This is a genomic window from Lentibacillus halophilus (genome assembly GCF_039522485.1).
In the GTDB taxonomy this organism is placed as follows: Bacteria; Bacillota; Bacilli; order Bacillales; family Amphibacillaceae; genus Lentibacillus; species Lentibacillus halophilus.
Genome location: NZ_BAAADM010000020.1, coordinates 1 through 24,358, shown reverse-complemented (window position 1 = coordinate 24,358; position 24,358 = coordinate 1). Strand labels below are relative to the sequence as shown.

The window sequence follows — 24,358 nt, the reverse complement described above, 5'->3', positions numbered from 1 at the left end:
CCCGCATCAGTAGCGAAAGAAGCCCTATTGAGACATTTCATTTTATAACCGAGAAACGCATTGGAGGTGGGTTCGATGAGGATGGCGATTATCGGCGGCGGTATTGGCGGGCTTGCGTTAGCGGCTGGGTTGCATAAAAAGGGGATCGACGCGCACGTATTTGAGAGGGCCCGTTCGTTCAAACCGATCGGGGCCGGTCTTGGAATCGGAAGCAATGCGATGCTTGCCCTGCATCGAATCGGGGTAGCACATGATGTGGTCCAAGCCGGTATGCCGCTTCGGGAACAGCGGTTTTTAAATGGCGCGTTCAACGTCATGAATCGCATTGACTTTTCCTTATTAAAGAAACGATTCGGGGAAGAGACGGTGACGATCCACCGGGCCCATTTGCACGAAGCGTTGCATCGTGCGGTCGATCCGGCTCATTTTCATTTTGACAAAGAAGTGGTTGATTTTGTACAGCACAACGATCACGTGAATCTGACATTCCGGGATGGCGACACACAGCATGTTGATTACGTCGTCGCAGCAGATGGGATGCAGTCGATTTTTCGCCAGACGCTTAAGCCTGACAGCGAGCCGCGTTATGCCGGGTATACATGTTGGCGCGGGATTACGTTCAACAAGGGGGATGTCAGGCCTCATATATCATCCGAAGCGTGGTCAAAACACGGGCGATTTGGCTGGGCACCGCTTCAGGACGGGCGTGTGTACTGGTTTGCTTGCATTAACGCGCATGAGGGCGATCCGACTTATGCGCGTTTGGATAAACATGAGGTTGCTCGGTTGTTTGCACATTTTTCGCCGGTGGTGGAACGATTGATCCGTGAAACCGATGATGCGTACTTTTTGCATCGTGATATATATGATATTAAGCCAATGCATTCCTTTGTCGATGAGCGCATTGGTTTACTAGGCGATGCGGCTCATGCGGCAACCCCGAACATGGGCCAGGGTGCCGGCCAGGCGATTGAAGATGCTTATGAACTCATGCGCGCCATCGACGAGGAACCATCCATGGAAGCTGCTTTGTCGCGTTATGACAGACGACGTGTGACGAAAACCAAAAAAGTTATCACACTCTCCAGACAAATAGGGCGGGCCGCTCAATGGCAGCATCCGTTATTGATCGGATTCCGGAATACTGTTTTTCCGCTGGTACCGAAATCATGGCTCTTTCGCAGGCTGACGTTTTTGTTTAAATAGACAAGGCTGGTCGGTTACGGGAAACCACCGCCCGTTTGGTTGTTAGCCTCATTTGAATGGTGGACTGGAAATTGTCTCGGCGGTCCCCATCTGGTATAATAGAGCTTTCATGAACGGAAACGGTCGTCATCAATGGGGGTGCATTATGTCAGACGTTAAGGATACGTTCGAGCAATTAATCCAACGCCTGCCCGATAAACAGAACCGGACATTTGAATTAACGATAACCGATTACATCATTGACCAAAAAGATGAGAACATCGTTGAATTAAAGCAGTTTTTGCACAATATGGTTCAATCCGGTTCATACTATTTTCATAGATACATTGCGTTTATTTCGTTGGCGACCTTGTATCGACGCCTGGAAGAGGTCTCCTACTTAAATATCCTGTTTGATGATTATCAAGAGGCGTTTAAAGACGAACCGCTGTTTTTGCATTATCGTGCGTTAAAACATACGTCGAATGGAAATCTGGCCAGAAGTATCGCTGATTCGCTCAAAGCCCTCAGAAATCCGGAATTGGCGGACCATAGCGGCATTTTACATAGCTATGCGGAATGTGTGATTACGTTGATCGAAAACAATGAACAGGTGTCGTTCGATGATATGAATCAATTGGAAGAGCGGGCATTCCGTGATTTGGAAAGGGCTATTGAAGAAAATCAGCATTACGCTAAATTTTACGCGACCAAAGCACGGTTCTTTGCCCACCGACAGCAGTTTAAAGACGCGAAGCATGCACTTCGGACGGCCATCGACTTGGAAAAGAAAGGGAATGACTATCAGTTACGCATCGCCAGATATTATCAGCTGCTGAGCAACGTCCAGGTGCAAGAGGAGTTAGCTGATCAAAAAACGGAACAGCATGATTATATTGCCAAGGTTGAAGCAAAGCTGAATGCCGCCAATGAAACGATTGATCACAAGTTGGCGGAACAGGAAGCGGCCAACCAAAAAAGCCATGAGCGGATTCAGGAAATGATCGATGGCATGCGACAGCAAAATTTGCAAATGCTTGGGTTTTTTACAGCTATTATTTCCTTTACGGTGGGCTCCATCCAGATCATCAAGGGGCAATCGTTTACAGCAGCTGTTCTGTTATTGCTGGTATTGGGTGGTATTCTGCTCGTCGCCTATGCAGGTTTCAGTTTTTTAATGTTTACCAATGATAAAGCGGGACATTCCGGCAAAACTATGATTGTTATCAGCCTCGGAATAGGGCTGATTGTGTGTTCGTTAATCACATATCAACAAGGTTGGCTTTAGAGGGGTGGAATCTTGCGCATAAATACAGTGTATAAACAAGGCGGTACAGGTAGTAATGACGATGCCTATGTCATCAATGAACAGGCTGGTGTGCTTGCTGCCATTGATGGCGCGACCGGATTGGATGGGATCCCCGGTCACTTGGCTTCGCATACAGTGCAAACGCATTTACAAGCGATGACGCCATCACATGGATTATGGGAGAGCATTGCAGATGCCAATAAAGCTGTCAACGGTGAAACGATAGGCTATTATCAGACCCATATTCGTGAATCGATTGCACGTTTGGATGACATCCCCAAAAACCAAAGAAGTTCCACTGGGTTGGCAGCCATTCAATTGCACCCGGATCATCATCATTTTCATTATATTCACGCAGGCGATTGCATGTTGTTTTTAAAATATGAAAATGGGGACATACGCCCCGTTACATACGATTTGATCCAATACCTCGATCAACAGGCCATTACTGAGCTGGTTAAGCAGAGGCAAAAGAACAACGATCATAACCTTGACATCACGGAACTGAGAAACGAAATTAATCCTATATTACTGCACAATCGAAATCAATTGAACACGATGAACGGGTATGGCGTGATTGATGGCAGTGATGAGGCGATGGATCATCTGGAATATGGGAGGCTGTCGCTTAAACGGGTTACACACATGCTTCTATTGAGTGACGGGTTGCTTTTGCCGACCGAGCTGAATGACGATAATGCATGGTTGCAATCGGCCAGCATCGCATTTGATTACGGAATCGACGGGTTATTGCATGCCGTAGAAGAGCGGGAAATGGCCGATGAGCAGTGCCGAATCTATCCGCGACTAAAGCCAAGCGATGATAAGACCGGCCTTTTAGTAACGTTTTGAAGAAGATCGGTTCATGCTGAATGGAGCGACATACGGCGTGTCGTTTGCTGTTTTAGATGGCTGGTGAAGGGTTTGTAGGAGGTGAGCGGAATAATGCCAACGAATCTTACCCGTTTTCATAGATATCTCATTGTGGGCATTACATTGTCGGCAGCATTTTTGTCCGTTCTGACACAATTTCTGCTCATTACAGCCTTTCCAAAAATCATGCAGGAGTTTGCGATTAACTCGACGGATGTGCAATGGCTGACAACAACCTATATGCTAACGATGGCCGTTCTTATTCCCATAACAGCTTATTTCATTGATGCCTTTCCAACAAGGAAATTAATGATGACCGCGATGGTGTTATTTTTGGCAGGGACGTTCATCGGTTTGGTTGCGCCTTCTTTTCCCATTTTGCTGGTGGGCCGCGTTTTTCAGGGGATGGGCTCCGGCATTATGATCCCATTGATGCAAACGATATTATTTCTGATGTATCCCAAAGAAAAACGAGGATTTGCGCTAGGATTGGCCGGGCTGGTGATTAATGTGGCGCCTGCGATTGGCCCGCCAATATCCGGGGCGCTCACCCAGTATTTCGGATGGCGTGCGTTGTTTCTGCTGATTATTCCCATTGCAGCATGTATTTTGCTTTTGGTTTTTCTGTACATGCGCAATGTGACCGAGCAGCGCGAAACGGTCATTGACACGTTATCCATACTATGGTCAACGGTTGGGTTTGGTGGTATGCTGTTTGCCTTCAATCAATTGGAAGATGGTGGGCTGACGGAACCAGCAACACTTATCGGTCTGATAGCAGGCGGGGTGGCATTGGTTTTATTTATCAGTCGACAATTGCGGCTTTCCACGCCTATTTTGGAGCTCCGTGTGCTTAAAGTACCCGTTTTTGCTCTTGTAGCCATTATTTCGATTTTATCGTTCAGTTTACTTATATCAACGGAGACGATTTTGCCGTTGTATGTCCAGAACGCACAACGGTATTCGGCTTTTTTTGGTGGCATAATCGTGATGCCCGGCGCTTTAACGCTTGCCTTCATGTCCCTGTATGCAGGCCGATTGTTCGATAAATACGGGGGCAAAGTCATTGCGATTATCGGTTTTGTTTTGCTCAGTGTCAGCACCATCGGTTTTTATGTCATCCTTGATCTCAATACGCCATTTGTCATAACCATGGCTTTATTCATTGTAGCCATGGCTGGTGTCGGGTTGATTAATATGCCGATTATGACAGCGGGCATCAATGCGTTGCCGGACCATTTGATTCCACATGGGACAGCTGTTATTAACACAGCCCGCCAATTCGGGGGATCACTCGGCTTAACGTTTATTATTTCGTTTATTAGTAGCGTTCAAGCCGGCTCAGCAACTATGGATCCCGATACGTATTTGAACGGCGTGAAAACAAGCTTTTTCGTTGCGTTTTTATTTGCGGTGACCGGTTTGTTTCTTGCTCTTTTTTTGGAACGACGGGGACAGCCTGCAAAACGAAGACAGTGATTTTTTGTTGAAGTGTGGAAAAATGTATTGATTTCATATGGATTTTTTCCTATAATATAGAGTGGACATTTTAACGGGATGTAGCTCAGTTTGGTAGAGCACTAGCATGGGGTGCTAGGGGTCGTAGGTTCAAATCCTGTCATCCCGATATAGGAAATATAAAAAAGCTTGAATCCGCAACGGGGTTCAAGTTTTTTTATATGTATCTGCCATAGACGACGTGCACCAGTAAAGACCTCCGTAAATCCGACAGCCGGTGACCATATCCAATCGGTGATTTTCAGCGGTGGCCAAATTCCACTTTCCCCCTTGTACCAAACAAATTGGTAAACCGCGTAAACATTCCGCTGACTCAGTGCCCTCTTTGATAAACCAATAAACGAAATCCAACCGTATCAATCAATCGACCAGCAGACATTTTTCTTAAACTCATAATCCCTGTGTGTCTACGTTTTTTGATAGAACGCATATCTAAATCCGTTGACATTTTGCCTTAAGTGATATATATTTACCTTATGCAAAAATATTAGTGTAAGTGAATTGTTTCTGTTGTATGAAACAATTCGCTTACACTAATGGTAGTTCTTTTCAAATGGGTTGCCATGCTCCCGGGTGCTTGCTCGGGAGTGATTTTTAAACTCATGAACGTCCACAGATTCAAGTTTCGCTTGATATAATGATTGATTATGAGGAGGTAAAGGAATGATGAAGTTGATTCGTTCATCGATTCCGTGGAGCAGCAAAATCGTGTTGACCACATTTATCATGGCACTGTTTTTTTCATTTATGTCCTCATGGTTTCGGGGAGGAGCCGGACTTGTTCTCAGTCTTGCTATTGTATTGGTTTTTATTTTGATTGGAATTATTGGCGACACCATCGGCCTGGCATCAGCCACTGCTAAAGAAGCGCATTTCCATGCGATGGCATCCAAAAAAATCAAAGGCGCCAAAGAGGCAACGTATATTACAAAAAACGCCCCATTGTTCTCCAGTTTTTTTAACGATGTCGTCGGTGATATTGCAGGCATTGTCAGCGGGGCAGCGTCGACATCGGTCGTTTTTCAATTAGGTCGGATGATCAATACGTCAGAAGGATCACTAGTGTTTATTGCCGTTTCCGTTGTGTTAACGAGCTTGATTGCAGCGGCTACCGTTGGGGGAAAAGCGGTTTGCAAAACGATCGCGATCTATAAATCAACTCCGATTATCTTATTTACTGGAAAAATCCTTTACGTGTTCAAAATTATGCGCCATGTGATGACACTGCAATCGTTCCGCCTTTCCAAACGAAAATCGTAATATTGTGGTGAGCATGGGCCATCCTGAGAACTCGCATGACAGCTGACGACCATACCAATAGACGATTTTCGGTGGTAGCCGAAAATCAACTGCCTTCGACGACCTCACGCAATAATCGCATGAGGTCGCGCCGTTCGTGCAGTCGCGCGGCCTACCCCGGTCCCATTCGAACGACACTTTTTTTCTCGAGTTCCAACATTTGAAAGTCTCATGAGAAATCATTACACTAGAACTTGATGATTTTTTTGAATTGTTCATCAAATCTCTTGAAAGAAGAAAGGATGGAAATGACATGAAAGCGATTGTGATGCAGCAATACGGGCATGCAGATGTATTGAATTATACTGAGATTGACGAGCCAGAGCTGAAGCCAAACGATATATTGATTGAAATCAAGGCGACGTCGGTCAACCCGGTCGACTGGCAAATACGAGAAGGCTATCTGCAGCAAATGATTCCTTATGAATTTCCATTGATTATCGGCTGGGATGCAGCAGGTGTCGTGAAAAAGATTGGATCGAATGTCAGCAAATTCTCAGTTGGCGATGACGTGTATTCAAGTCCGGATATGATGCGCAATGGCACCTACGCGGAATATGTAGCGGTGAATGAAGATATGGTAGCGAAAAAGCCGCACAACCTGACCTACGAAGAAGCCGCTTCCATTCCGCTCGCCGGTCTGACGGCGTGGACATGTCTTGTGGATGTTGCGAAAATAACAGAAGGTGAGCGTGTCTTGATTCAAGGAGGTGCTGGCGGTGTCGGCAGTTTCGCCATTCAATTGGCCAAAGCTTACGGTTGCTGGGTCGCAACAACGGGCAGCAGCAAAAACACTGATTTCTTAAAGCAGCTTGGCGCTGATCAAGTCATTAATTATGAAGAGGAGAATTTTGAGGATGTTCTTTCCCCCGTGGATGTCGTTCTGGAAACCATAGGAGGTGACGTTCAAAACCGTAGTTTCAAGGTAATGAAAAAGGGCGGGCGCCTCACATCCACAACAACGGCACCGGATGAACAATTGGCGAAAGACTATGGTGTGAACGCCTATCAAGTATCCATGGGACGGGACGGCGAGACCCTGCAAAAAATGGCTGAACTGATCGAAGCCGAAAAAATTAAGCCAGTCGTCGAACACGTGATGAACCTGTCAGACGTGAAAGAGGGTCATCGCATCAGCGCCACCGGCCACGCTCGTGGAAAGATTGTGCTGAAGGTTCAATAGGGATATAGTTTAGATGAGAAGGTCCGCATAGATATCGAATGCTCAAATTAATATAAATCATATTTGATCATGGATCCAGCCAATCAAATTGTCGAAGTTTATCTGTTAAATAACCATTCGCTGAAACTATCTAATGTATATGACAAGGAAGACGTTGTACCTGTCCATGTATTAGATGGCTTAACAATCGATTTGAATAGTATTTTCCCTGAAGTCGTCCTGAACGGAAGGCGAGAGCTTCTCATACCGAAGCCACTCGCCTTTTTGGCATTCTTTTAAAGGATAGGGTGACCAACAGAGACTTTTCACCCTGGTTTTTATGGTCACTTTTAATAATTTTTTGTCAATTGTATTGAATTTTCATATTAAAGATATTATACTGTTAATTACTATCCGGTCCTACCAGTTGCCTCGGAATAAATTCATTATGAAATGAGGTGAAAAACAAGTGTATCAATTGCTTTATGAAGATATTGCACAAAAAATTGAAGATCAAATTCATCAAAGCGTATATAAAGAGGGAGATAAACTCCCTTCAGAAAGAGAGTTGGCTGAGGAATATGGTGTCAGTCGAAATGTCATTCGTGAAGTTATTGGTACTTTACGTGAACATGGTTATGCGATTGTCAAACCTGGTAAAGGTGCATATATAACCAAATTGAATAATATTGTTGTGACAGAAACTTTAAAACGGATGCTTCAATCCGATGATCCGACCGGCGAGGAAATTTTGGAAGTTCGGGAAGACCTTGAAATAGCGATTATCCGCAAAGCTGTACAAAAAAGAGAAGTCCAGGATATTCAAGCATTGAAAAACATCTATAACAAAATGGAAAAAAATAGATCATTTGTTAACCAGTTTATCAAAGACGATTCTTATTTTCATATTACATTGGCAAAGGCAACACAAAATAATATTTATCCGTTATTAATACAATCGTTGTTTGATATTACTGAAGGTTCCATTTTTACGTTGACACGGTTGTTACCGTATAGTGTTGATGATGCTCAAAACCATCATAGCGATTTAATCCAAGCAATAGAGACGATGGATGAGCGTCTTGGTGTAAGTGTAATCAAAAATCATATGGATTTACTCAGAAATGAAGTTACTTTGCTGAAAAAACAAAATCTGCTTTAAATGTATGTATAGGTAAAGGAGCATGCTATGAATTCAACCATTTACATTCCGTTGGATATTGAAAAGGAAGGGAAAGACTATTTAGAAAAAAATGGATACCGTTTAAAGTTTGCTGAAGATGTTCATAAAAGCACATTAATAAAAGATGTGGAAAACTGTGATGCTATTTTGACAAGGTCTAATGCCATAATCGATGAAGATGTAATTAAGGCCGGGAAAAATTTAAAAATTATTTCGAAATACGGTGTTGGGATTAATAACATCAATGTCGATATCGCGACAGACCAAGGTATATATGTTACCAGCACACCGGAAGCCAATGCAAATGTCGTTGCAGAACATGTATTAGCATTTATGCTAGCGCTTTCAAAGAGGATTACAATTATGGATGAAGCATTGAAGGCCGGGAATTTCGACATTCGTCAAAAGGTGTATAGTGATGATCTGGAAGGAAAAAATGTTGGCGTGATTGGTTTGGGGAGAATTGGGAAGCTCGTTGCTGAAAAAGCGCATTATGGCTTTAATATGAATGTGCTGGGGTACGATCCATATGTTACACAGGTACCAGAGTTTGTTGCACATAAGAATGAGTTAGAAGATATATTACAAGAATCAGACTTTATTAGTTTACATTTGCCTAAACTGACGTCTACCAAACATATTATCAGCTCTGAACAATTTAATATTATGAAAAAAAATGCATTTTTCATTAATGCTTCTCGTGGTGGGACGGTAGATGAGTCAGCTCTATTGTCTGCATTGAAAAACAAAACCATTGCAGGTGCAGGTATTGATGTCTTTGAACAAGAGCCACCAAATACAAACAATGAGCTATTTTCTTTGGAGAATATTATTGTTACTCCTCATAGTGCTGCTTTATCCAAAGAAGGGGCTAGAAAAATGTCTTTGCATGCTGCGAAACAGATCGATCAAGTTTTGAAAGGATATACTCCCTCTTGGCCGGTGAATACCATTAATTAATTTATTTAAAATTTTTTATTTAAAAAATTAACACATTATATTGAAAATTACATTACTTTGTAGTAAATTAATTGTAACAGGTCCTACCGGTTGAACATATTGTAATGACTTAGAATATGACCGGTGAAAGAAAGTTATAATTGTCTTTAATGGTAAATGAATACAATAACGATTATATTAATAATTTGTATACAAAAATAAATTCGTGACCTTATATTCATATTCTATTACCAATAAATTGTTGGAAGGGAGGGATAACATGAACATTGAAAAGGAAATGGAAGCGTTAACAGTAGAGCTTGTTAATATTGCAAGTGTTAATGGGACAGAAGGTGAGGTACGGATGGCTGAAGCTGTGGAAAGCAAGCTTCGTTCTTTTTCATACTTTCAACATCACCCTGAACTCATCTGGTCAAAACAAGTTGAAAATGATCATTTAGGCAGAAAAAGTGTGTTTGCACTTTTAAGAGGAAAGGGTGGTCATTCAAACAAAACGATAATTCTTCATAGTCATACGGATACCGTACCCACAGATGATTATGGTCAACTTGAGGCGTATGCTGTCCAACCTTATGAATTAATGGAGAAGTTAAAAGAAGTTGAATTGCCCTCGGGAGTTGAAGATGATCTTCATTCGGGCGACTGGTTGTTCGGCAGAGGATCAGTCGATATGAAAAGCGGATTGGCAGCACAATTATGGACCATACAATACTTTTGCGAACACCCTCATGAACTTGATGGAAATCTTTTATTCATGACTAATCCGATTGAAGAGACAACACATGGCGGTATTATTGATGCTTTAACAGAATTAGAACGTTTACAAACAGAAGAGCATCTTGATTTCGTGACGGCCATTAACAGCGACTTTGTCGGTCCATTATTTTCTGGTGACCATAGTCGTTACATTTACTTGGGATCAGTTGGTAAGTTGCTTCCAAGTTTTTATATAAAAGGCAGTGAAACTCATGTTGGTCAAATGTTTGAAGGGTTGAATCCGAATTTAATAACGTCTGAACTCGTCCGTCGTATTGATCATCAGACCATACTGGCAGATGAAGAACATGGTGAAATACCGCAACCGCCCTCTGTTTTAAAGGCAAAAGACTTAAAGCCTAGCTATAATGTCCAAACACCTCTAGCGTCCTTCGTGTATTTTAATTATTTCGTTCACGGTATGTCACCGGATCGGGTAATGGAACAACTAAAGGGGATTACCGAAGAAGCTTTTCAACAAGTGATCAACGATCTGAATCACCAATATCGTTTGTTTTGTGATCGAACCGATTTCAATTTTCAGCCATTGCCGTGGGAGTCGAAAGTTCTGACATATGAACAGCTTTACCAATCAGTCTACGATTTATATGGAGAAAAGGTGAATGAACATCTGAATCAGGTGGTTAAAAAGAATGAAGAATCAGATCTGAGGGAAATCGGTGCCCGTATTGTTGAGGAGTTGCTTTATATGCAAGGGGGAATAGAGCCTGTTGTTGTTATATTTTTTGCTCCTCCTTTCGTTCCACATAATTATGTAAAAGGCGAAACAAACAATGAAAAAAAAATCATTGACAATTTGCAGGAAATAACCAATGGATTTGACGATGATTTCCCCATTAAATACTTTTTCCCGTCATTGACGGACAGCAGCTATCTCGCACTGGATGATTCGGACGAAGAGATCATAGGTTTGGAGAAAAACTTCCCTGAAATGGATAAATTGTATCCTGTGCCTATCGACAAAATTCGTACATTGAACATACCGGCGATTAACATTGGTACTTGGGGAAAGGACGCACATAAAATGACTGAGCGTGTCTATAAACCCTACACCTTTAACACGTTACCTTTGTTTATCAAACGTTTTTGTAAAAAGATGATTTATTAAAATAGGGGGATATATATGCTCGTAATGACTATTGATGAATTTTCAAAGGACCAAATTCAATATTTACAGGATATTTGCTCACCGATGCCGGTCCATCTTGAACCTGATATAAAAAATAATTCAACATTGCTTAATCATGTTGAAGTTTTAATCACATTTGGGTTTGATCTGACAAAAGAAACGTTGGAGCAGATGCCTTCTTTGAAATGGGTTCAAGTCTTTCAAACAGGGGTAGAACATATTCCGATTGAAGAATTGGAAGAAAGGGGGATTTTATTAACAAATGTGAAGGGGATCTATAGCACTCCAATGTCAGAATATGTCATGAGTATGATTTTGTATTATACAAGGCAATTAAGAAGGTTTATTCAAGAGCAACAACAGCATATATGGAATCGAGAGGAGTTGGTTGATGAGGCTGGTGGAAAGACAATAGCTATTTTTGGTGCTGGTACGATTGGGACGGCAATTGCTGAAAAAGCAAGAATGTTCGGTATGCACGTTTTAGGTGTGAATACAAGCGGGCAGTTACGACCTCATTTTGATGAAATGGTTACATTAGATAATAAAGAAAAAGCTTTAAAGGAGGGAGATTTCATTGTATTACTGTTGCCTGAAACGAAAAAAACGTTTCACTGTATCGGTCGAAATGAGCTTCGGTTAATGAAAGAGAGTGCTTATCTGATTAATATTGGCCGCGGTGGACTTGTTGATACGAACGCTCTTGTTAACGAACTTAATCAAAAAACAATTCAAGGTGCTGCACTTGATGTATTTGAAGAGGATCCGTTACCGAAAGATCACCCATTATGGGATATGAATAATGTATTTATCACACCACATCTTTCTGCAAAGACTATCCATTTTTATGATCGTTGCATTGAAAAGTTCAAAATGAATTTTAGTCGCTATCAAAAGGGAGAAACAATGATTGATAAGGTGGATCTGGATAAAGGCTATTAATCTATGAGGGAGGCAGAAAAATGAAAGCGCATACGAAATCTATGTTACTTTTAATCTTTTGTGCTGGATTTATTGTGATATTGTCAGCATGCTCGTCAAATGAAAACACGAGTGCAACCAATGACGAAAATGGATCCGATGGCGGAGATGGCGATGGTAAAACATACGAGTTACGAATAACACACGTTTTACCCGAAGATCATGCTTCTAATATTGCTTTAGAAGAATGGAAAGAAACATTAGCAGAAGAGTCGAATGGCCGAATTGACTTACAAATTTATCCGAATGGTCAACTGTATGGTTCGGATGCAGAGGCTACAGAAGCTGTGCAGTTGGGAAATATAGAAATGACGATGATTGGCACATTTACGTTAGCTAGTTTTAATGAAAAATTTATGGTTTTTGATTTGCCATTTTTATTTAAGTCTAGGGAAACAGCACATAAGGCCATGGATGGAAAGCTTGGGGAAACACTATTGAAGGAATTACCTGATATGGACATGGTTGGACTCGGGTACGGCGAAAATGGATTTCGCCAGTTCATGAACAGTGAACATCCTATTGAGTCAATTGAAGATTTCAAAGGTTTGAAAACGCGGGTTGTTGAAAATGAATTGTATCAAGATACATTTGATGAATTAGGGGCCAATCCTTCGCCACATGCTTTTGGGGAACTGTATTCCGCATTGCAACAAGGAACGTTTGATGGGGGAGATATGCCCATTTCCATAATTACCTCCAATAAATTCTATGAAGTCCAGGATTATCTTACAATGACGGATCAATTTTACGCTCCTGTTATAACGCTCATTAACAAAGAAAAATTTCAAAGTATGCCTGATGACCTACAAACACTTTTAAAAGAAACGGGTAAGGAAATGTCAAAAAGACAAAGAGAACTGGCGAAGAAACAGGATACTGAAAATATAGAACTTCTAAAGGAAAAAGGGATGGAAATCAATGAACTGACTGCTGAACAAAAGGAAAAACTAAGAGAAAAGGTACAGCCAGTATATGACAAGTATAAAGATGTTATAGGTGAAGATCTCATTAAACTTGCAAAACCCGAATGATTTGAAATGATACGGCTAATAAATCGGATGTTCTCAGCTTTTCTCGAAATCATTGTACGAATGAAGCAGGGAGCTGAGAACTATCTGGATCTTTCGTGAAGCTGGGGGTTCCAAATGAATTTCAAGAAGATAATAGATGAAAAACTGGAAGAGTGGGTTATAGCTTCGGGCTTTATTTTCATTGTCCTTTTAGTTTTCGCCCAAGTTGTATTCAGATATGTATTTAATTCATCCCTTGGCTGGAGTGCTGAGCTTTCCCGATATGTATTAATCTGGTTGGCTTGGATAAGTGTTAGTCTAGCCATTCGGAAAAATGCACATATTCGGGTTGAAGTTGTAAAAAAGCTTTTTTCAGATAGATTTAAATTAATAATTGAATTTATCGTTCTGGTGCTATGGGTCACTTTTTCTGTATTTTTGGCCTATTTAGGATTTCAGTTTGTTAAGCAAGTTCAACTGACCGGACAAACAAGTCCCTCGATTGGTATTCCTATGTGGATTGTTTATTTGGTCGTTCCAATAAGTGGAGCATTAATGATCATGCGTCTAATTCAACAGTTCTATTTTGTATTTAAAACAGATCCGAGTGAGCAAAAGGGGGGATAAATTGGCATCAGCAGTTCTTTTCGGAAGCCTGTTTATACTTATTTTTATTAGTGTTCCAATTGGTATCTCAATTGGTTTGTCCACTTTAATAACTATTATTTTTGTAAGTGATAATATACCACTCCTCACAGTGGCTCAAAAAGCTTTTACATCTTTAGACTCCTTTCCCTTAATGGCTATTCCGTTTTTTATGTTTGCAGGATTGTTAATGGGAAAGGGTGGGGTTTCCAAAAGACTATTAGAATTTGCTGGAGCTCTTGTCGGCTTTCTAGTCGGTGGTTTGGCAATGGTCACAGTACTTACGTGTATGTTTTTTGCAGCAATCTCAGGGTCCGGTCCCGCTACTGTGGCCGCAATTGGGTCTTTTATGATTCCTGCTATGGAGAAGAAAAATTATGGGGAAGGTTTTTCTTCAGCGATTACAGCGACTGCTGGCTCTATCGGAGTCATTATCCCCCCAAGTATACCATTAGTATTATTTGGTGTTGTGGGAAGTGTATCAATAGGAAGTTTATTTATGGCTGGAATTTTACCCGGCATTCTCATCGGTATCATTTTAATGATTACATCTTATCTTCTTCTGAGGAAAAAAGGTATAGAAGTAGATCCGACCACACAGAAAATTGATATTAAACATGTGCTGAAAACATTTTATGATGCCAAATGGGCACTATTGGCCCCCGTGATTATTCTTGGTGGAATTTATGGCAGTATCTTTACCCCGACGGAAGCTGCGGCTGTCGCAATCATTTATGCATACATTGTCGGTGCATTTATCCACAAAGAGCTGAAATGGAAAGATATATATAGTTGCATCATGGAAACGTCTTCTATTATGGGATCGACCTTATATATGATTGGGTTATCCATAGCTTTTGCTTATATATTGAATTTGGAACAGATCCCACAAACAATCGCTAACTTTATTATCGGTTTTTCCGGCAGTGATATTGTTGTTCTATTGCTCATTAATCTTTTTTTAATCATTGTTGGAGCATTTGTGGATACGATTGCTGCATTGGTAATTTTAACTCCGATATTGTTGCCGATTGCAACACAAATTGGAATGGAGCCGGTGCAGTTTGGAGTTGTCATGATATTGAATTTAGCAATCGGTTACATTACTCCGCCGCTCGGTGTCAACTTGTTTGTTGCCTCTGCAATTAGCAAGAGGCCTATCGAGTCAATTGCGAAAGCAGCTATTCCTTTATTCTTAGCAATGCTTTTATCTTTGTTGATCGTTAGTTACGTTTCACCACTAACGATGTTTCTACCTAATCTTATGAATTAATTTACGAGGGAGGAATATTGATGGAAGCGGAAACGATTTTGCAAAACGGTGTCATCGTTTCAATGGATGATGATCATCATTATTTCAAAGCGATAGCCATTAAAAATGGGAGAATCATTGCTCTTGGAGATAATTCTGATGTCCAACAGTATACTGGAAAGGACACGAAAGTTATTGATCTTGAAGGAAAGACGGTTGTCCCCGGTTTAATTGATGCTCATCAACACATGTTTTCAACTGGATTTAATTTACAAAACGTTGACTGCCGGGTGACATCTATTAAAGAGATGGTTGAAAGAGTAAAAGAACGTGCCCAATTTTGTGATCCGGAAGAATGGATTATAGGTTGGGGATTTGATGAATCTAGTCTTACAGAAAAACGTCTCCCAACTAAAGATGATTTTGTTGACATTAACAACCCGATTTTTATTTCCCGTTACTGTTTACATGCAGCTGTGGTGAATGATACTGCATTAAAAACAGCAGGTGTAACAAAAGAGTCAACAGTGGACACGGGGGAATTGAAAAAAGATAACAATGGAGAATTGACGGGTGTTTTAAAAGAAGAAGCAATGGATTTGGTAACAGCTAAAATGCCACCGTATTCAACAGAACAAATGAAACAGGCACTTCGTCTCGCTGATAAATACTATGTTCAACACGGTATTACAGCGGTTCATGAAGCTGGGTTTGGTTTCATAACAGGTTCATTTAAAGAATATACAGTGTTTAATGATATGGTTGAAAACCAATCGTTAAATGTGCGTATGAACGGAATGATTTTAAATCGGTTTTATAAAAATGCACGTGACATGAATTTAAAACCCGGTTCAGGAAGTCATCGTCTAAAAATAGGTCCGATAAAAATGTTTGCTGATGGAACAATTAGTGGGATGACAGCATCGGTGACAAAGGCATACCGGGATAACAACGGTTATGGTCAACTGGTGCATTCGTACGAAGACCTTGCCCGAAGTGTTCTTGAGGTGCATAAAGCAGGTTGGCAAATAGCTATTCATGCCATAGGGGATCATGCTGTGAAACAAGTGTTGGATGCTTATGAAAATGCCTTGGAAAAATTCCCACGTTCTGATTGTCGTCACAGAATAGAACATGCCAGTATTGCAAATAAAAACCTTCTTCAGAGAATGAGCAGACTAGGAATCATTTCTGTTCCACAACCGTCGCTTATTCATTTAGCCGGCGACGTATACATGGAGAACCTGCAAGATGATGTCATTAATCACGTTTTTGCTATTAATAGCTTTTGTAAGTATGGATTGACACCTGCGGGAAGCTCGGACTCTCCTGCAACTCCGTGTTCACCAATGCTTGGCATATATACGGCTGTAAGTCGCGAAACCAAAAATGGAAAATGTTTTATTCCGGAAGAAAGGGTGAGTTTATATGAAGCATTAAAAATGTACACCAAACATGCAGCTTATGCATCATTTGAAGAGACCGAAAAAGGGACACTCGAGGTGGGAAAATTGGGAGACTTAACTATTCTGCCGAAGGGCTTTCTTAATTTTTCACCGCAACAGATAAAAAATACTGAAATAGATATGACCATTATTGGCGGTGAGATTATCTATGAAAAGGAGAGGGATTTTAATGAGAAACAACGTGAAAAAGAGTTTAACTGAATTGGACCAAAGACATTTTATTCATCCAACATCTTCTATTAAGCAACAACAAGAACACGGCCCGGCGTTTATTTTTACGGAAGGTGATGGTATATACCTCAAAGACAACAATGGCAGGGAATTAATTGATGCGATGTCCTCACTATGGAATGTCAATATTGGTTATGGAAGAAAAGAATTGGGGAAAGCGGCACAACAGCAAATGGATACATTGGCATTCAGTTCAGCGTTTTCCACTTTTAGTCATGAACCAGCCATTCGCCTATCAGAAAAGCTGGCAGAATTGGCTCCGGATGGACTAAACGCAGTCTTTTTAACATCCGGTGGATCAGAATCTAATGATTCCGCCTTTAAATTGGCACGTCACTATTGGAAATTGAGAGATCAGCCTGAACGTAAGAAAATCATTTCACGGCAAAGAGCCTACCATGGCGTTTCTTCTGGTTCTACCAGTGCTACTGGAATTCCGCAGTTTTGGGAAATGGCTGGTTTATTGTCAACGGACTTCATACATGCGGATACGCCTTATGAATTAGGAACTGCGCAGGCAATTGCTTCGATTCGTAACCTCATTGAAAATGAAGGTCCCGAAACGATTGCTGCTTTTGTGGCAGAACCGGTACAAGGAGCAGGCGGTATTATTATTCCACCTGATGATTATTTCCAGGAGATTCGTAAACTTTGTGATGAATACGGTATTTTATTTATTGCAGATGAAGTTATTACGGGATTCGGTCGAACAGGAACCATGTTTGGCTTGGAGCACTGGGGTGTTGTGCCTGATATGATGACGTTGGCTAAAGGTATCACAAGTGGTTACATCCCACAGGGTGGTGTCATGGTTTCCGATGAGATTCATGAAACTTTAAAGGAAAAGTCAGAAGGAACGTTGTTTCATGGTTTTACGTACAGCGGACATCCGACAGCCTGTGCAGTAGCATTGAAGAATATTGAAATCATTGAAAATGAAAATCTCGTGGAAAATTCAAAAGAGATGGGGGATGAAATGTTAAATGGATTCCGTTCAATAAAAGATAAGATCGATATTATTGGAAATGTCCGCTCATTAGGGTTGTTAGGTGCTGTTGAATTAGTCGAAGATCCATCTACTAATAAACGATTTTCACCTTCATTAAAAGTAGCACCCAGAGTCGTTGAAATATTGGCTGAACGAGGAATGATTTGTCGTTCGGTCACTTATGATAGTACAGATATCATTACGTTTGCTCCACCGTTAATTATTAATAAAGAACAAATTGATAACATGATTGAAATTCTTTATGATTCTATACTCGAAGTACGAAGAGAAAAGAATATATAAACCAACTCCCCCTTCCATGATGAAGGGGGGACGAGTATCATGGATGCTTTTTCGAATGTAGATAAAGAACAATATAAAAGGGTTAAATAATTTAAAAATATATTGAAAATTTAATCAATTAGTAGTAAACTATACATTAGCTGGTGATACCGGTTGAACAATTATAACATTAGGTTTTTATATAGAGTTTCACTTTAAGACAATGTCAAGGGGGAAGCAGACATATGATTGATACAGTAAACAAAAGCAGCATGGTGAGTGGAGAGGAAAATAACTTTCCCCAGAGACACAAAAACTTTTTCCACGCCTTTTTATTTTTTTATGAACCATAGTTTTAAAAAAGGCAGTTGCGATTGGTAAAAAGTGTTTAGGACAATTTTTATAAAGGAGATGTTTTGGTGTTTATTAATGGGAAGTGGCTTAGCGGGAAAAAAGAGATGGAAGTAAAAAATCCAGCCAATGGGGACATTGTAGGGACAGTTCCCCGTGTTGAAAAAGAAGACGTTAATGAAGCAATTGACTCGGCACACGAAGCTTTTAATACATGGTCTGGACTATCCAGTAAAGAGCGAGCTTCCTATATGTACAAAGTAGCAGAATTAATGAGAGGCAGAAAAGAAGAACTTGCGCGTACGGCGACGTTGGAAATGGGTAAATCATTGAAGGATATGAATGGTGAAGTCCAAATGGCAATCGATTATATTCAATGGTTTGCAGAGGAAGCACAACGCGTTTATGGGGAAACGGTCCCATCGAAAGCGAATAAAGTCGTAAATGTTATCAAACAGCCAGTTGGTGTGGTTGGAGCAATAACGCCCTGGAATTTTCCTGTTGCTATGATTGCTCGAAAAATCGCACCGGCCATTGCTGTCGGGTGTACTGTTGTTTTAAAACCGTCATCCAATTCACCGTTGTCAGCCAAACTCATTTTTGAAATGTTTGAAGAAGCAGGAATGCCATCGGGTGTCGTTAATTTGGTTTCGGGAAGTGCTGGGGAAATTTCTGATACGTTGTTAAACAGCTCAAAAGTTAAAAAAATAAGTTTTACCGGTTCTACTGAAGTAGGCAAAGAATTAATGGCAGAGTCAGCCAAAACAGTGAAAAAATTATCGCTGGAATTAGGAGGTCATGCCCCGTATATTGTATTTGAAGACGCGGACCTTGACTTGGCTGTTGATCAATTGGTGGCAGGTAAGTTTCGCTGCGCAGGACAAACGTGTGTGAGTATGAACCGTGTTTATGTTCAGGAATCTGTTAAAGATGAATTTGTTCAAAAACTTGAAGAAAAAGTGAAGGATGTAAAAATGGGGGATGGACTGGATCCCGAAACCTTTGTTGGTCCTTTAGTCAATGAGAGTGGTGTCAAAAAAGTTGAAGAGCAAGTCACTGATGCGGTTCAAAAAGGAGCAAAAGTTGTTGTTGGTGGACAACGGCCGCAAAGTGAGACCTTTCAAAAAGGGAGTTTCTATGAACCTACTGTTTTAACAGAGGTTGATGAAACCATGCTCATATCTTACGAGGAAACGTTTGGACCGGTAGCTCCGATTTTTTCATTTAAAACAGAAGAAGAAGTGATATCGAAAGCCAATAGCACGCCTTTTGGCTTGGCATCCTATTTCTATACAAATGATTTATCCAGAGGCCATAGAGTGGCACAGCAGTTGGATTTCGGCATTGTAGGATTAAACGATTCTCTTCCCATCACAGCTTCCGTTCCATTTGGAGGAATTAAAGAAAGCGGGTTTGGAAAGGAAGGCGGACACCAGGGGATTGATGAATATGTTGTTGAAAAGTTATTTTCAACGCAAATCAAACAATAGCATGTTACGGTACCATTTAGTTTAAGATTTTTATCTATCTCATTGTCTGACCATGTCAAGTTAAATAGTTGACGTGTCAGGCAATGAAAGGAATTACAATCCTTGTTATAGGAGTCAAGGAGGGATAAAAAGTTTGAAAGTTGCAATTATTTATGAAGGGCATGAGCATATTCCAAAAGAAGGAATAAAATTGTTGGAAAGTTCAAATTATGATTTACTCAAAGTGAGTAATCCTAATGATATATTAGAAAATTCCCGTTTACAAGAATGTAACGCAATTATGGTAAGAGGGGCCACAATTAATAAAAAAATTATTGATTCATTGCCATATCTTAAAATTATTGCGAGGTGTGGTGTAGGCGTTGATAATATTGACATTCAAGCTGCTTCAGATAACGATGTATATGTTTGTAATGTTCCGGATGCAAACTTTGTATCAGTCTCAGAGCATGTCACAGGTTTAATAATGAATTTATCTCGCAGGTTCTTGACAATGGATCGGGGTGTTCGAACAGGAAATTTTAATATTAGAAATACATCGATTGGTAGAGAGTTGAGAGGGAAAACGATTGGCATTATAGGTTACGGTCGAATTGGTCAGTTGGTAGCAAAAAAGTGTATTTATGGGTTTGATATGGAAGCTCTTGTTTTTGACCCGTATGTCGATTCAAGTCTGACTGAAGATCTTACGATGGTACAAACGATGGACGATATTTTAATACATTCTGATTTTGTTACCCTTCATTTGCCCTATAACCAAAAGTTACACCATTTAATTGATAAGTCTTCTTTAGAAAAAATGAAAACGACAGCATGCTTAATTAATTGTGCGAGAGGGGGGTTGGTTGATGAAGAAGCATTAGCTGAAGCTGTTAAATATGGGGATATTGCTGGAGCGGGTATTGATGTATATGAGGTAGAGCCGCCTTCAAGTCACAGCGACCTATTGCATTTAGAAAATGTGATCCTGACACCACATATAGGAGCAACTACGGAAGAGGCATTATTCTTCATGGCTACTGGTGCTGCTGAAGAAATTAAACATGTTTTGGAAGGCAATGGTCCCAGCAACTGTATTAATCAGGAAATTATTGAGGTATAAAATCACTCTGATAAACAAAATGAAGATTTCATTCGTCCGGTATTTATAACAAGATAAGTCTTAAAATTGTGTTAATTAAATATTATTGTAAAGGAGGGATGTTTGGTTATGTTGAAAGATTTAATAAATAACAGTGTACAACATTTAAAAAATTCAGGCATACGAGACTTTGCTGAGGCTGCACAACAATTAGATGATGGTATCAATTTGACGCTTGGCCAACCTGATTTTGCCACACCTGAACACGTTAAACATGCCGGAAAAGCTGCGATTGATGCAAATCAAACAGGCTATACCAATAAAGCTGGTACACCTGAACTTCGTCAAGTGGCATGTCAATTTGTACAAAAGAAGCATGGATTAACGTACTCGTGGGAAACTGAAACGATGGTAATGAACGGAGCTACACAAGCTTTGGATACCGTTTTCCGGACGATATTGGAAGAAGGGAGTGAAGTTATTCTTGCAGGTCCGGCTTTTCCGGGTTATTATCCATTGATTGAGATGTGCGGAGCTAAGGCTGTATTTGTTGACACGACAAAAAATAATTTTAAAATGACCGCCGATTTAATTAAGCAGCATATAACTGAAAGAACACGATGTGTCCTTCTTTCTTATCCATCAAATCCAGTTGGTACGCTTCTTACAAAAGAAGAACTAGCAAGCATAGCAACACTTTTAAAACAAAAAGATATATTTATCGTTTCAGATGAGATTTACAGTGAATTAATTTTTGACGGGGACCATTCCTCTATCGGATCTTTCCCAGAAGTGAGAAACCAAACAGTAGTAATTAATGGATTATCAAAGTCTCATTCAATGACAGGCTGGAGAATTGGGTTGTTATTCGCACCATCATTTCTAATAGATGAATTGTTAAAAGTCCATTTGTTTAATACAACGTGTGCTTGCTCGATCAGTCAAGAGGCTGCAATAGAAGCTTTAACGAATGGTTTAGATGATCCTATTGCTATGAGGAAAGAATATGAAAGAAGAATGAATTATGTTTATGAACGATTAACCTCGATGGGGATTGAGGCCATAAAACCTCAGGCGGCGTTTTATATTTTTCCCTCTATTCAAAAATTTAGAATGACATCGTTAGAATTTGCAAATAAGCTTTTGAGAGAAAAACATGTCGCAGTTGTACCGGGTTCCTCTTTTTCATCAATCGGAGAAAATTATATTCGTATATCATTTACAAGTTCAATGGATGTTCTTGAGGAAGGCATGAATCGAATGGAGCAATTTGTAAGCGCTTTAAATTGAAATATTTATTAGAGAAGAGTGAAGGAATACATTAAGATGAAGCAATATAGCAATCTATCGTTAAAAGGGTTTAGTAATATTCTTGAAGGTTAATATGGTTAAGCTGATCAAAGGGTTTTTGTATGCATGAAACGTCGAAGGACACAGGAGGTGGCTGTAAACTAACCGAAGTCTATTGGATTAATTTTCATGGTTATGCTCTAACGATGTCAGTCCCAATTGATTCAACCCATCACAATTCTATTTAAATGAAAGGGGAACGTAAAAAATGAGCGGAACTAAATTTGTCGCTTTGCTTATAACGATGATTTTAATGGTTTTTTTGGTTGCCTGTGGTTCCGATGATGGATCTGAAAAATCGAGTGGAACGAAAAATAATGATAAAGACGAGTTGGATCTCGTTAATTCCGGTGAATTTACATTTGCCGCTTCCGGAGAACTTGAGCCATTTAGCTTTATGAAAGATGGGAAAATGGTTGGATTTGATATAGATGTCGGTAAAGCTATTGCAAAAGAACTTGGATTAGAACCAAATCCACAAAAAGCAAAGTTCTCCGGCATCATAACTGGTGTAAAACAAAATCGTTATGATGCTGCTGTGGCTAATCATACCATTACAGAAAAACGTAAAAAACAAGTTAATTTTACTGACCCTTACTACTATAATGGACCAGTTATTTTTACTAGACCCGATAGCAATATAAAGAAGGCTGAAGATTTAGATGGTAAGGAGGTTTCAGTCGCAAGAGGCACAACGTATGTAAACATGGTTAAAGAGTACACGGATAATATTCCACAGGTTGACAGTGATGTCGTTGCGCTTCAGTCTCTAGCAAAAGGGCATCATGATGCTGTTGTTACAGATGCTACCACAGGACAAACGGCTATTAAAGAAGGTCTGGATATAGAAGCTAAGAAGCAATTGAAAATCTCAAAATTAGGAATTCCAGTTGCCAAAGAACATGACAATTTATTAAAAAAGATCAATCAAGCTTTAGATGAATTGAGAGAGAAAGGGAAATTAAAGGAAATCAGCGAGAAATGGATAGGTGAAGATGTTACAGAACCACCTGAGGAATTAAATAATTAAGTTATACAGATTCAGATGTGCACATTTAAATGTGCACATCTGAATATAAGGGGTTGAACATTTTGCAATCTATATTTCATTTTTTCGATGTCCTCACTGGAAGCTTTGATTTATTTTTAAATGGATTATTATTAACAGTTGAACTCACATTCGTTTCGCTCGTTGTTGCTCTTGTCATTGGGCTTTTTTTCTCTTTACTGAAAATTTCAAACTCGAAAATTCTGGAGTGGATAGCAGATATATATATATGGGCAGTACGTGGAACCCCACTCATTGTACAAATCTTCATTCTATATTATGGTCTGACAGCTTTTGTTGAGCTATCTGCATTTACTGCAGGAACTGCAGCCTTAGCTTTTCATAACGGAGCTTACATTGCTGAGATATTCCGCGGTTCTATTCAGTCAATCGACAATGGGCAATCTGAAGCCGGAAATTCATTGGGTATGAGCAGAATGCTTACCATGCGTCGAATTATTTTGCCACAGGCATTTCGTCGTGCGGTACCTCCACTTGGAAATCAATTTATTATAGCTTTGAAAGATTCTTCACTTATTTCCTTCATAGGAATGCAGGAGCTTTTCGGTGTGGCTAACACTCAAGGGTCTAATAATTTTGACTTTTTAACTTTTTACGTTGTGGTAGCCATTTATTATCTGTTTGTTGTGTTAATACTAACTCTTATTGTTAATAGAATTGAGAAAAAAATGTCTACAGGTGATTAATTGGATATAGGAGCATTCCTGTAATGAAAAAATTTGATGTGAAATCGACGAAAACGCCAAATGCATAAAAAAGTCCCC

At 40.1% G+C, this 24,358-nt stretch carries 21 protein-coding genes and 1 tRNA gene; all 22 read left to right on the top strand.

All coding sequences use genetic code 11. The annotated features are described in order from the left end of the window. Positions 1 to 75: 75 nt before the first annotated feature. The 22 genes from ABDZ72_RS04135 (at position 76) to ABDZ72_RS04030 (ending at position 24,280) form a co-directional block, all read left to right on the top strand. On the top strand, positions 76 to 1,206 hold the full coding sequence (locus tag ABDZ72_RS04135) for an FAD-dependent monooxygenase (protein ID WP_343751340.1): 1,131 nt from the start codon (positions 76 to 78) through the stop codon (positions 1,204 to 1,206). 145 nt (positions 1,207 to 1,351) lie between these two features. After that, entirely contained in the window at positions 1,352 to 2,473 is a 1,122-nt protein-coding gene (locus ABDZ72_RS04130; RefSeq protein ID WP_343751339.1) for a hypothetical protein, read from the top strand. A gap of 12 nt (positions 2,474 to 2,485) precedes the next feature. Then, on the top strand, positions 2,486 to 3,346 hold the full coding sequence (locus ABDZ72_RS04125; protein WP_343751337.1) for a hypothetical protein: 861 nt from the start codon (positions 2,486 to 2,488) through the stop codon (positions 3,344 to 3,346). A gap of 93 nt (positions 3,347 to 3,439) precedes the next feature. Next, complete coding sequence (locus ABDZ72_RS04120; protein WP_343751336.1) at positions 3,440 to 4,846, top strand: MDR family MFS transporter; 1,407 nt, start codon at positions 3,440 to 3,442, stop codon at positions 4,844 to 4,846. Positions 4,847 to 4,920: 74 nt separating this feature from the next. Continuing rightward, positions 4,921 to 4,994: transfer RNA gene (locus tag ABDZ72_RS04115), tRNA-Pro, on the top strand. A gap of 554 nt (positions 4,995 to 5,548) precedes the next feature. Continuing rightward, the gene (locus tag ABDZ72_RS04110; RefSeq protein ID WP_343751335.1) at positions 5,549 to 6,145 is read left to right on the top strand and encodes a hypothetical protein; all 597 of its coding nucleotides are present in this window, start codon (positions 5,549 to 5,551) and stop codon (positions 6,143 to 6,145) included. 292 nt (positions 6,146 to 6,437) lie between these two features. Continuing rightward, on the top strand, positions 6,438 to 7,367 hold the full coding sequence (locus ABDZ72_RS04105; protein ID WP_343751334.1) for an NADP-dependent oxidoreductase: 930 nt from the start codon (positions 6,438 to 6,440) through the stop codon (positions 7,365 to 7,367). Between the two features lie 69 nt (positions 7,368 to 7,436). Further along, positions 7,437 to 7,646 (top strand): hypothetical protein, encoded by a 210-nt coding sequence (locus ABDZ72_RS04100; RefSeq protein WP_343751333.1) that lies wholly within the window; start codon positions 7,437 to 7,439, stop codon positions 7,644 to 7,646. Between the two features lie 169 nt (positions 7,647 to 7,815). Then, the gene (locus tag ABDZ72_RS04095) at positions 7,816 to 8,508 is read left to right on the top strand and encodes a FadR/GntR family transcriptional regulator (RefSeq protein WP_343751332.1); all 693 of its coding nucleotides are present in this window, start codon (positions 7,816 to 7,818) and stop codon (positions 8,506 to 8,508) included. 27 nt (positions 8,509 to 8,535) lie between these two features. Continuing rightward, a complete protein-coding gene (locus ABDZ72_RS04090) occupies positions 8,536 to 9,489 on the top strand; it encodes a hydroxyacid dehydrogenase (protein WP_343751331.1) in 954 nt (317 codons plus the stop codon). Positions 9,490 to 9,748: 259 nt separating this feature from the next. Continuing rightward, positions 9,749 to 11,374 carry a M20/M25/M40 family metallo-hydrolase gene (locus ABDZ72_RS04085; RefSeq protein ID WP_343751330.1) on the top strand — a complete coding sequence of 542 codons (1,626 nt, stop codon included), beginning with the start codon at positions 9,749 to 9,751 and terminating at the stop codon, positions 11,372 to 11,374. 15 nt (positions 11,375 to 11,389) lie between these two features. After that, positions 11,390 to 12,337 (top strand): D-2-hydroxyacid dehydrogenase, encoded by a 948-nt coding sequence (locus tag ABDZ72_RS04080; RefSeq protein ID WP_343751329.1) that lies wholly within the window; start codon positions 11,390 to 11,392, stop codon positions 12,335 to 12,337. A gap of 20 nt (positions 12,338 to 12,357) precedes the next feature. Further along, positions 12,358 to 13,410, top strand: a complete 1,053-nt coding sequence (locus ABDZ72_RS04075; RefSeq protein ID WP_343751328.1) for a TRAP transporter substrate-binding protein — start codon at positions 12,358 to 12,360, stop codon at positions 13,408 to 13,410. Between the two features lie 114 nt (positions 13,411 to 13,524). After that, entirely contained in the window at positions 13,525 to 14,016 is a 492-nt protein-coding gene (locus tag ABDZ72_RS04070; RefSeq protein WP_343751326.1) for a TRAP transporter small permease, read from the top strand. Between the two features lies 1 nt (position 14,017). Then, the gene (locus ABDZ72_RS04065) at positions 14,018 to 15,307 is read left to right on the top strand and encodes a TRAP transporter large permease (protein WP_343751325.1); all 1,290 of its coding nucleotides are present in this window, start codon (positions 14,018 to 14,020) and stop codon (positions 15,305 to 15,307) included. A gap of 20 nt (positions 15,308 to 15,327) precedes the next feature. Then, complete coding sequence (locus ABDZ72_RS04060) at positions 15,328 to 16,953, top strand: amidohydrolase (protein WP_343751324.1); 1,626 nt, start codon at positions 15,328 to 15,330, stop codon at positions 16,951 to 16,953. After that, positions 16,922 to 18,274: an aminotransferase family protein gene (locus tag ABDZ72_RS04055; protein WP_343751323.1), complete on the top strand. Its 1,353-nt coding sequence runs from the start codon at positions 16,922 to 16,924 to the stop codon at positions 18,272 to 18,274. The genes ABDZ72_RS04060 and ABDZ72_RS04055 overlap by 32 nt, the downstream gene beginning before the upstream one ends. Before the next feature lie 398 nt (positions 18,275 to 18,672). Beyond that, positions 18,673 to 20,094, top strand: a complete 1,422-nt coding sequence (locus ABDZ72_RS04050) for an NAD-dependent succinate-semialdehyde dehydrogenase (RefSeq protein ID WP_343751322.1) — start codon at positions 18,673 to 18,675, stop codon at positions 20,092 to 20,094. Positions 20,095 to 20,227: 133 nt separating this feature from the next. Further along, positions 20,228 to 21,196: a hydroxyacid dehydrogenase gene (locus tag ABDZ72_RS04045; protein WP_343751321.1), complete on the top strand. Its 969-nt coding sequence runs from the start codon at positions 20,228 to 20,230 to the stop codon at positions 21,194 to 21,196. A gap of 111 nt (positions 21,197 to 21,307) precedes the next feature. Then, positions 21,308 to 22,465, top strand: a complete 1,158-nt coding sequence (locus tag ABDZ72_RS04040; RefSeq protein WP_343751381.1) for an aminotransferase A — start codon at positions 21,308 to 21,310, stop codon at positions 22,463 to 22,465. 268 nt (positions 22,466 to 22,733) lie between these two features. Then, the gene (locus ABDZ72_RS04035; RefSeq protein WP_343751320.1) at positions 22,734 to 23,555 is read left to right on the top strand and encodes a transporter substrate-binding domain-containing protein; all 822 of its coding nucleotides are present in this window, start codon (positions 22,734 to 22,736) and stop codon (positions 23,553 to 23,555) included. Positions 23,556 to 23,584: 29 nt separating this feature from the next. Next, positions 23,585 to 24,280, top strand: coding sequence for an amino acid ABC transporter permease (locus tag ABDZ72_RS04030; RefSeq protein ID WP_425542343.1), 696 nt, complete (start codon positions 23,585 to 23,587; stop codon positions 24,278 to 24,280). The last annotated feature ends 78 nt before the right edge of the window (positions 24,281 to 24,358 follow it).

Bases quoted from the DNA above. Each gene is read 5' to 3' on its own strand.
- ABDZ72_RS04055 (WP_343751323.1), top strand. From the start codon at position 16,922: ATGAGAAACAACGTGAAAAAGAGTTTAACTGAATTGGACCAAAGACAT.
- ABDZ72_RS04100 (WP_343751333.1), top strand. From the start codon at position 7,437: ATGGATCCAGCCAATCAAATTGTCGAAGTTTATCTGTTAAATAACCAT.
- ABDZ72_RS04135 (WP_343751340.1), top strand. From the start codon at position 76: ATGAGGATGGCGATTATCGGCGGCGGTATTGGCGGGCTTGCGTTAGCG.
- ABDZ72_RS04035 (WP_343751320.1), top strand. From the start codon at position 22,734: ATGAGCGGAACTAAATTTGTCGCTTTGCTTATAACGATGATTTTAATG.
- ABDZ72_RS04105 (WP_343751334.1), top strand. From the start codon at position 6,438: ATGAAAGCGATTGTGATGCAGCAATACGGGCATGCAGATGTATTGAAT.
- ABDZ72_RS04090 (WP_343751331.1), top strand. From the start codon at position 8,536: ATGAATTCAACCATTTACATTCCGTTGGATATTGAAAAGGAAGGGAAA.
- ABDZ72_RS04030 (WP_425542343.1), top strand. From the start codon at position 23,585: ATGTGCACATCTGAATATAAGGGGTTGAACATTTTGCAATCTATATTT.
- ABDZ72_RS04110 (WP_343751335.1), top strand. From the start codon at position 5,549: ATGATGAAGTTGATTCGTTCATCGATTCCGTGGAGCAGCAAAATCGTG.
- ABDZ72_RS04075 (WP_343751328.1), top strand. From the start codon at position 12,358: ATGAAAGCGCATACGAAATCTATGTTACTTTTAATCTTTTGTGCTGGA.
- ABDZ72_RS04070 (WP_343751326.1), top strand. From the start codon at position 13,525: ATGAATTTCAAGAAGATAATAGATGAAAAACTGGAAGAGTGGGTTATA.
- ABDZ72_RS04060 (WP_343751324.1), top strand. From the start codon at position 15,328: ATGGAAGCGGAAACGATTTTGCAAAACGGTGTCATCGTTTCAATGGAT.
- ABDZ72_RS04130 (WP_343751339.1), top strand. From the start codon at position 1,352: ATGTCAGACGTTAAGGATACGTTCGAGCAATTAATCCAACGCCTGCCC.
- ABDZ72_RS04120 (WP_343751336.1), top strand. From the start codon at position 3,440: ATGCCAACGAATCTTACCCGTTTTCATAGATATCTCATTGTGGGCATT.
- ABDZ72_RS04085 (WP_343751330.1), top strand. From the start codon at position 9,749: ATGAACATTGAAAAGGAAATGGAAGCGTTAACAGTAGAGCTTGTTAAT.
- ABDZ72_RS04080 (WP_343751329.1), top strand. From the start codon at position 11,390: ATGCTCGTAATGACTATTGATGAATTTTCAAAGGACCAAATTCAATAT.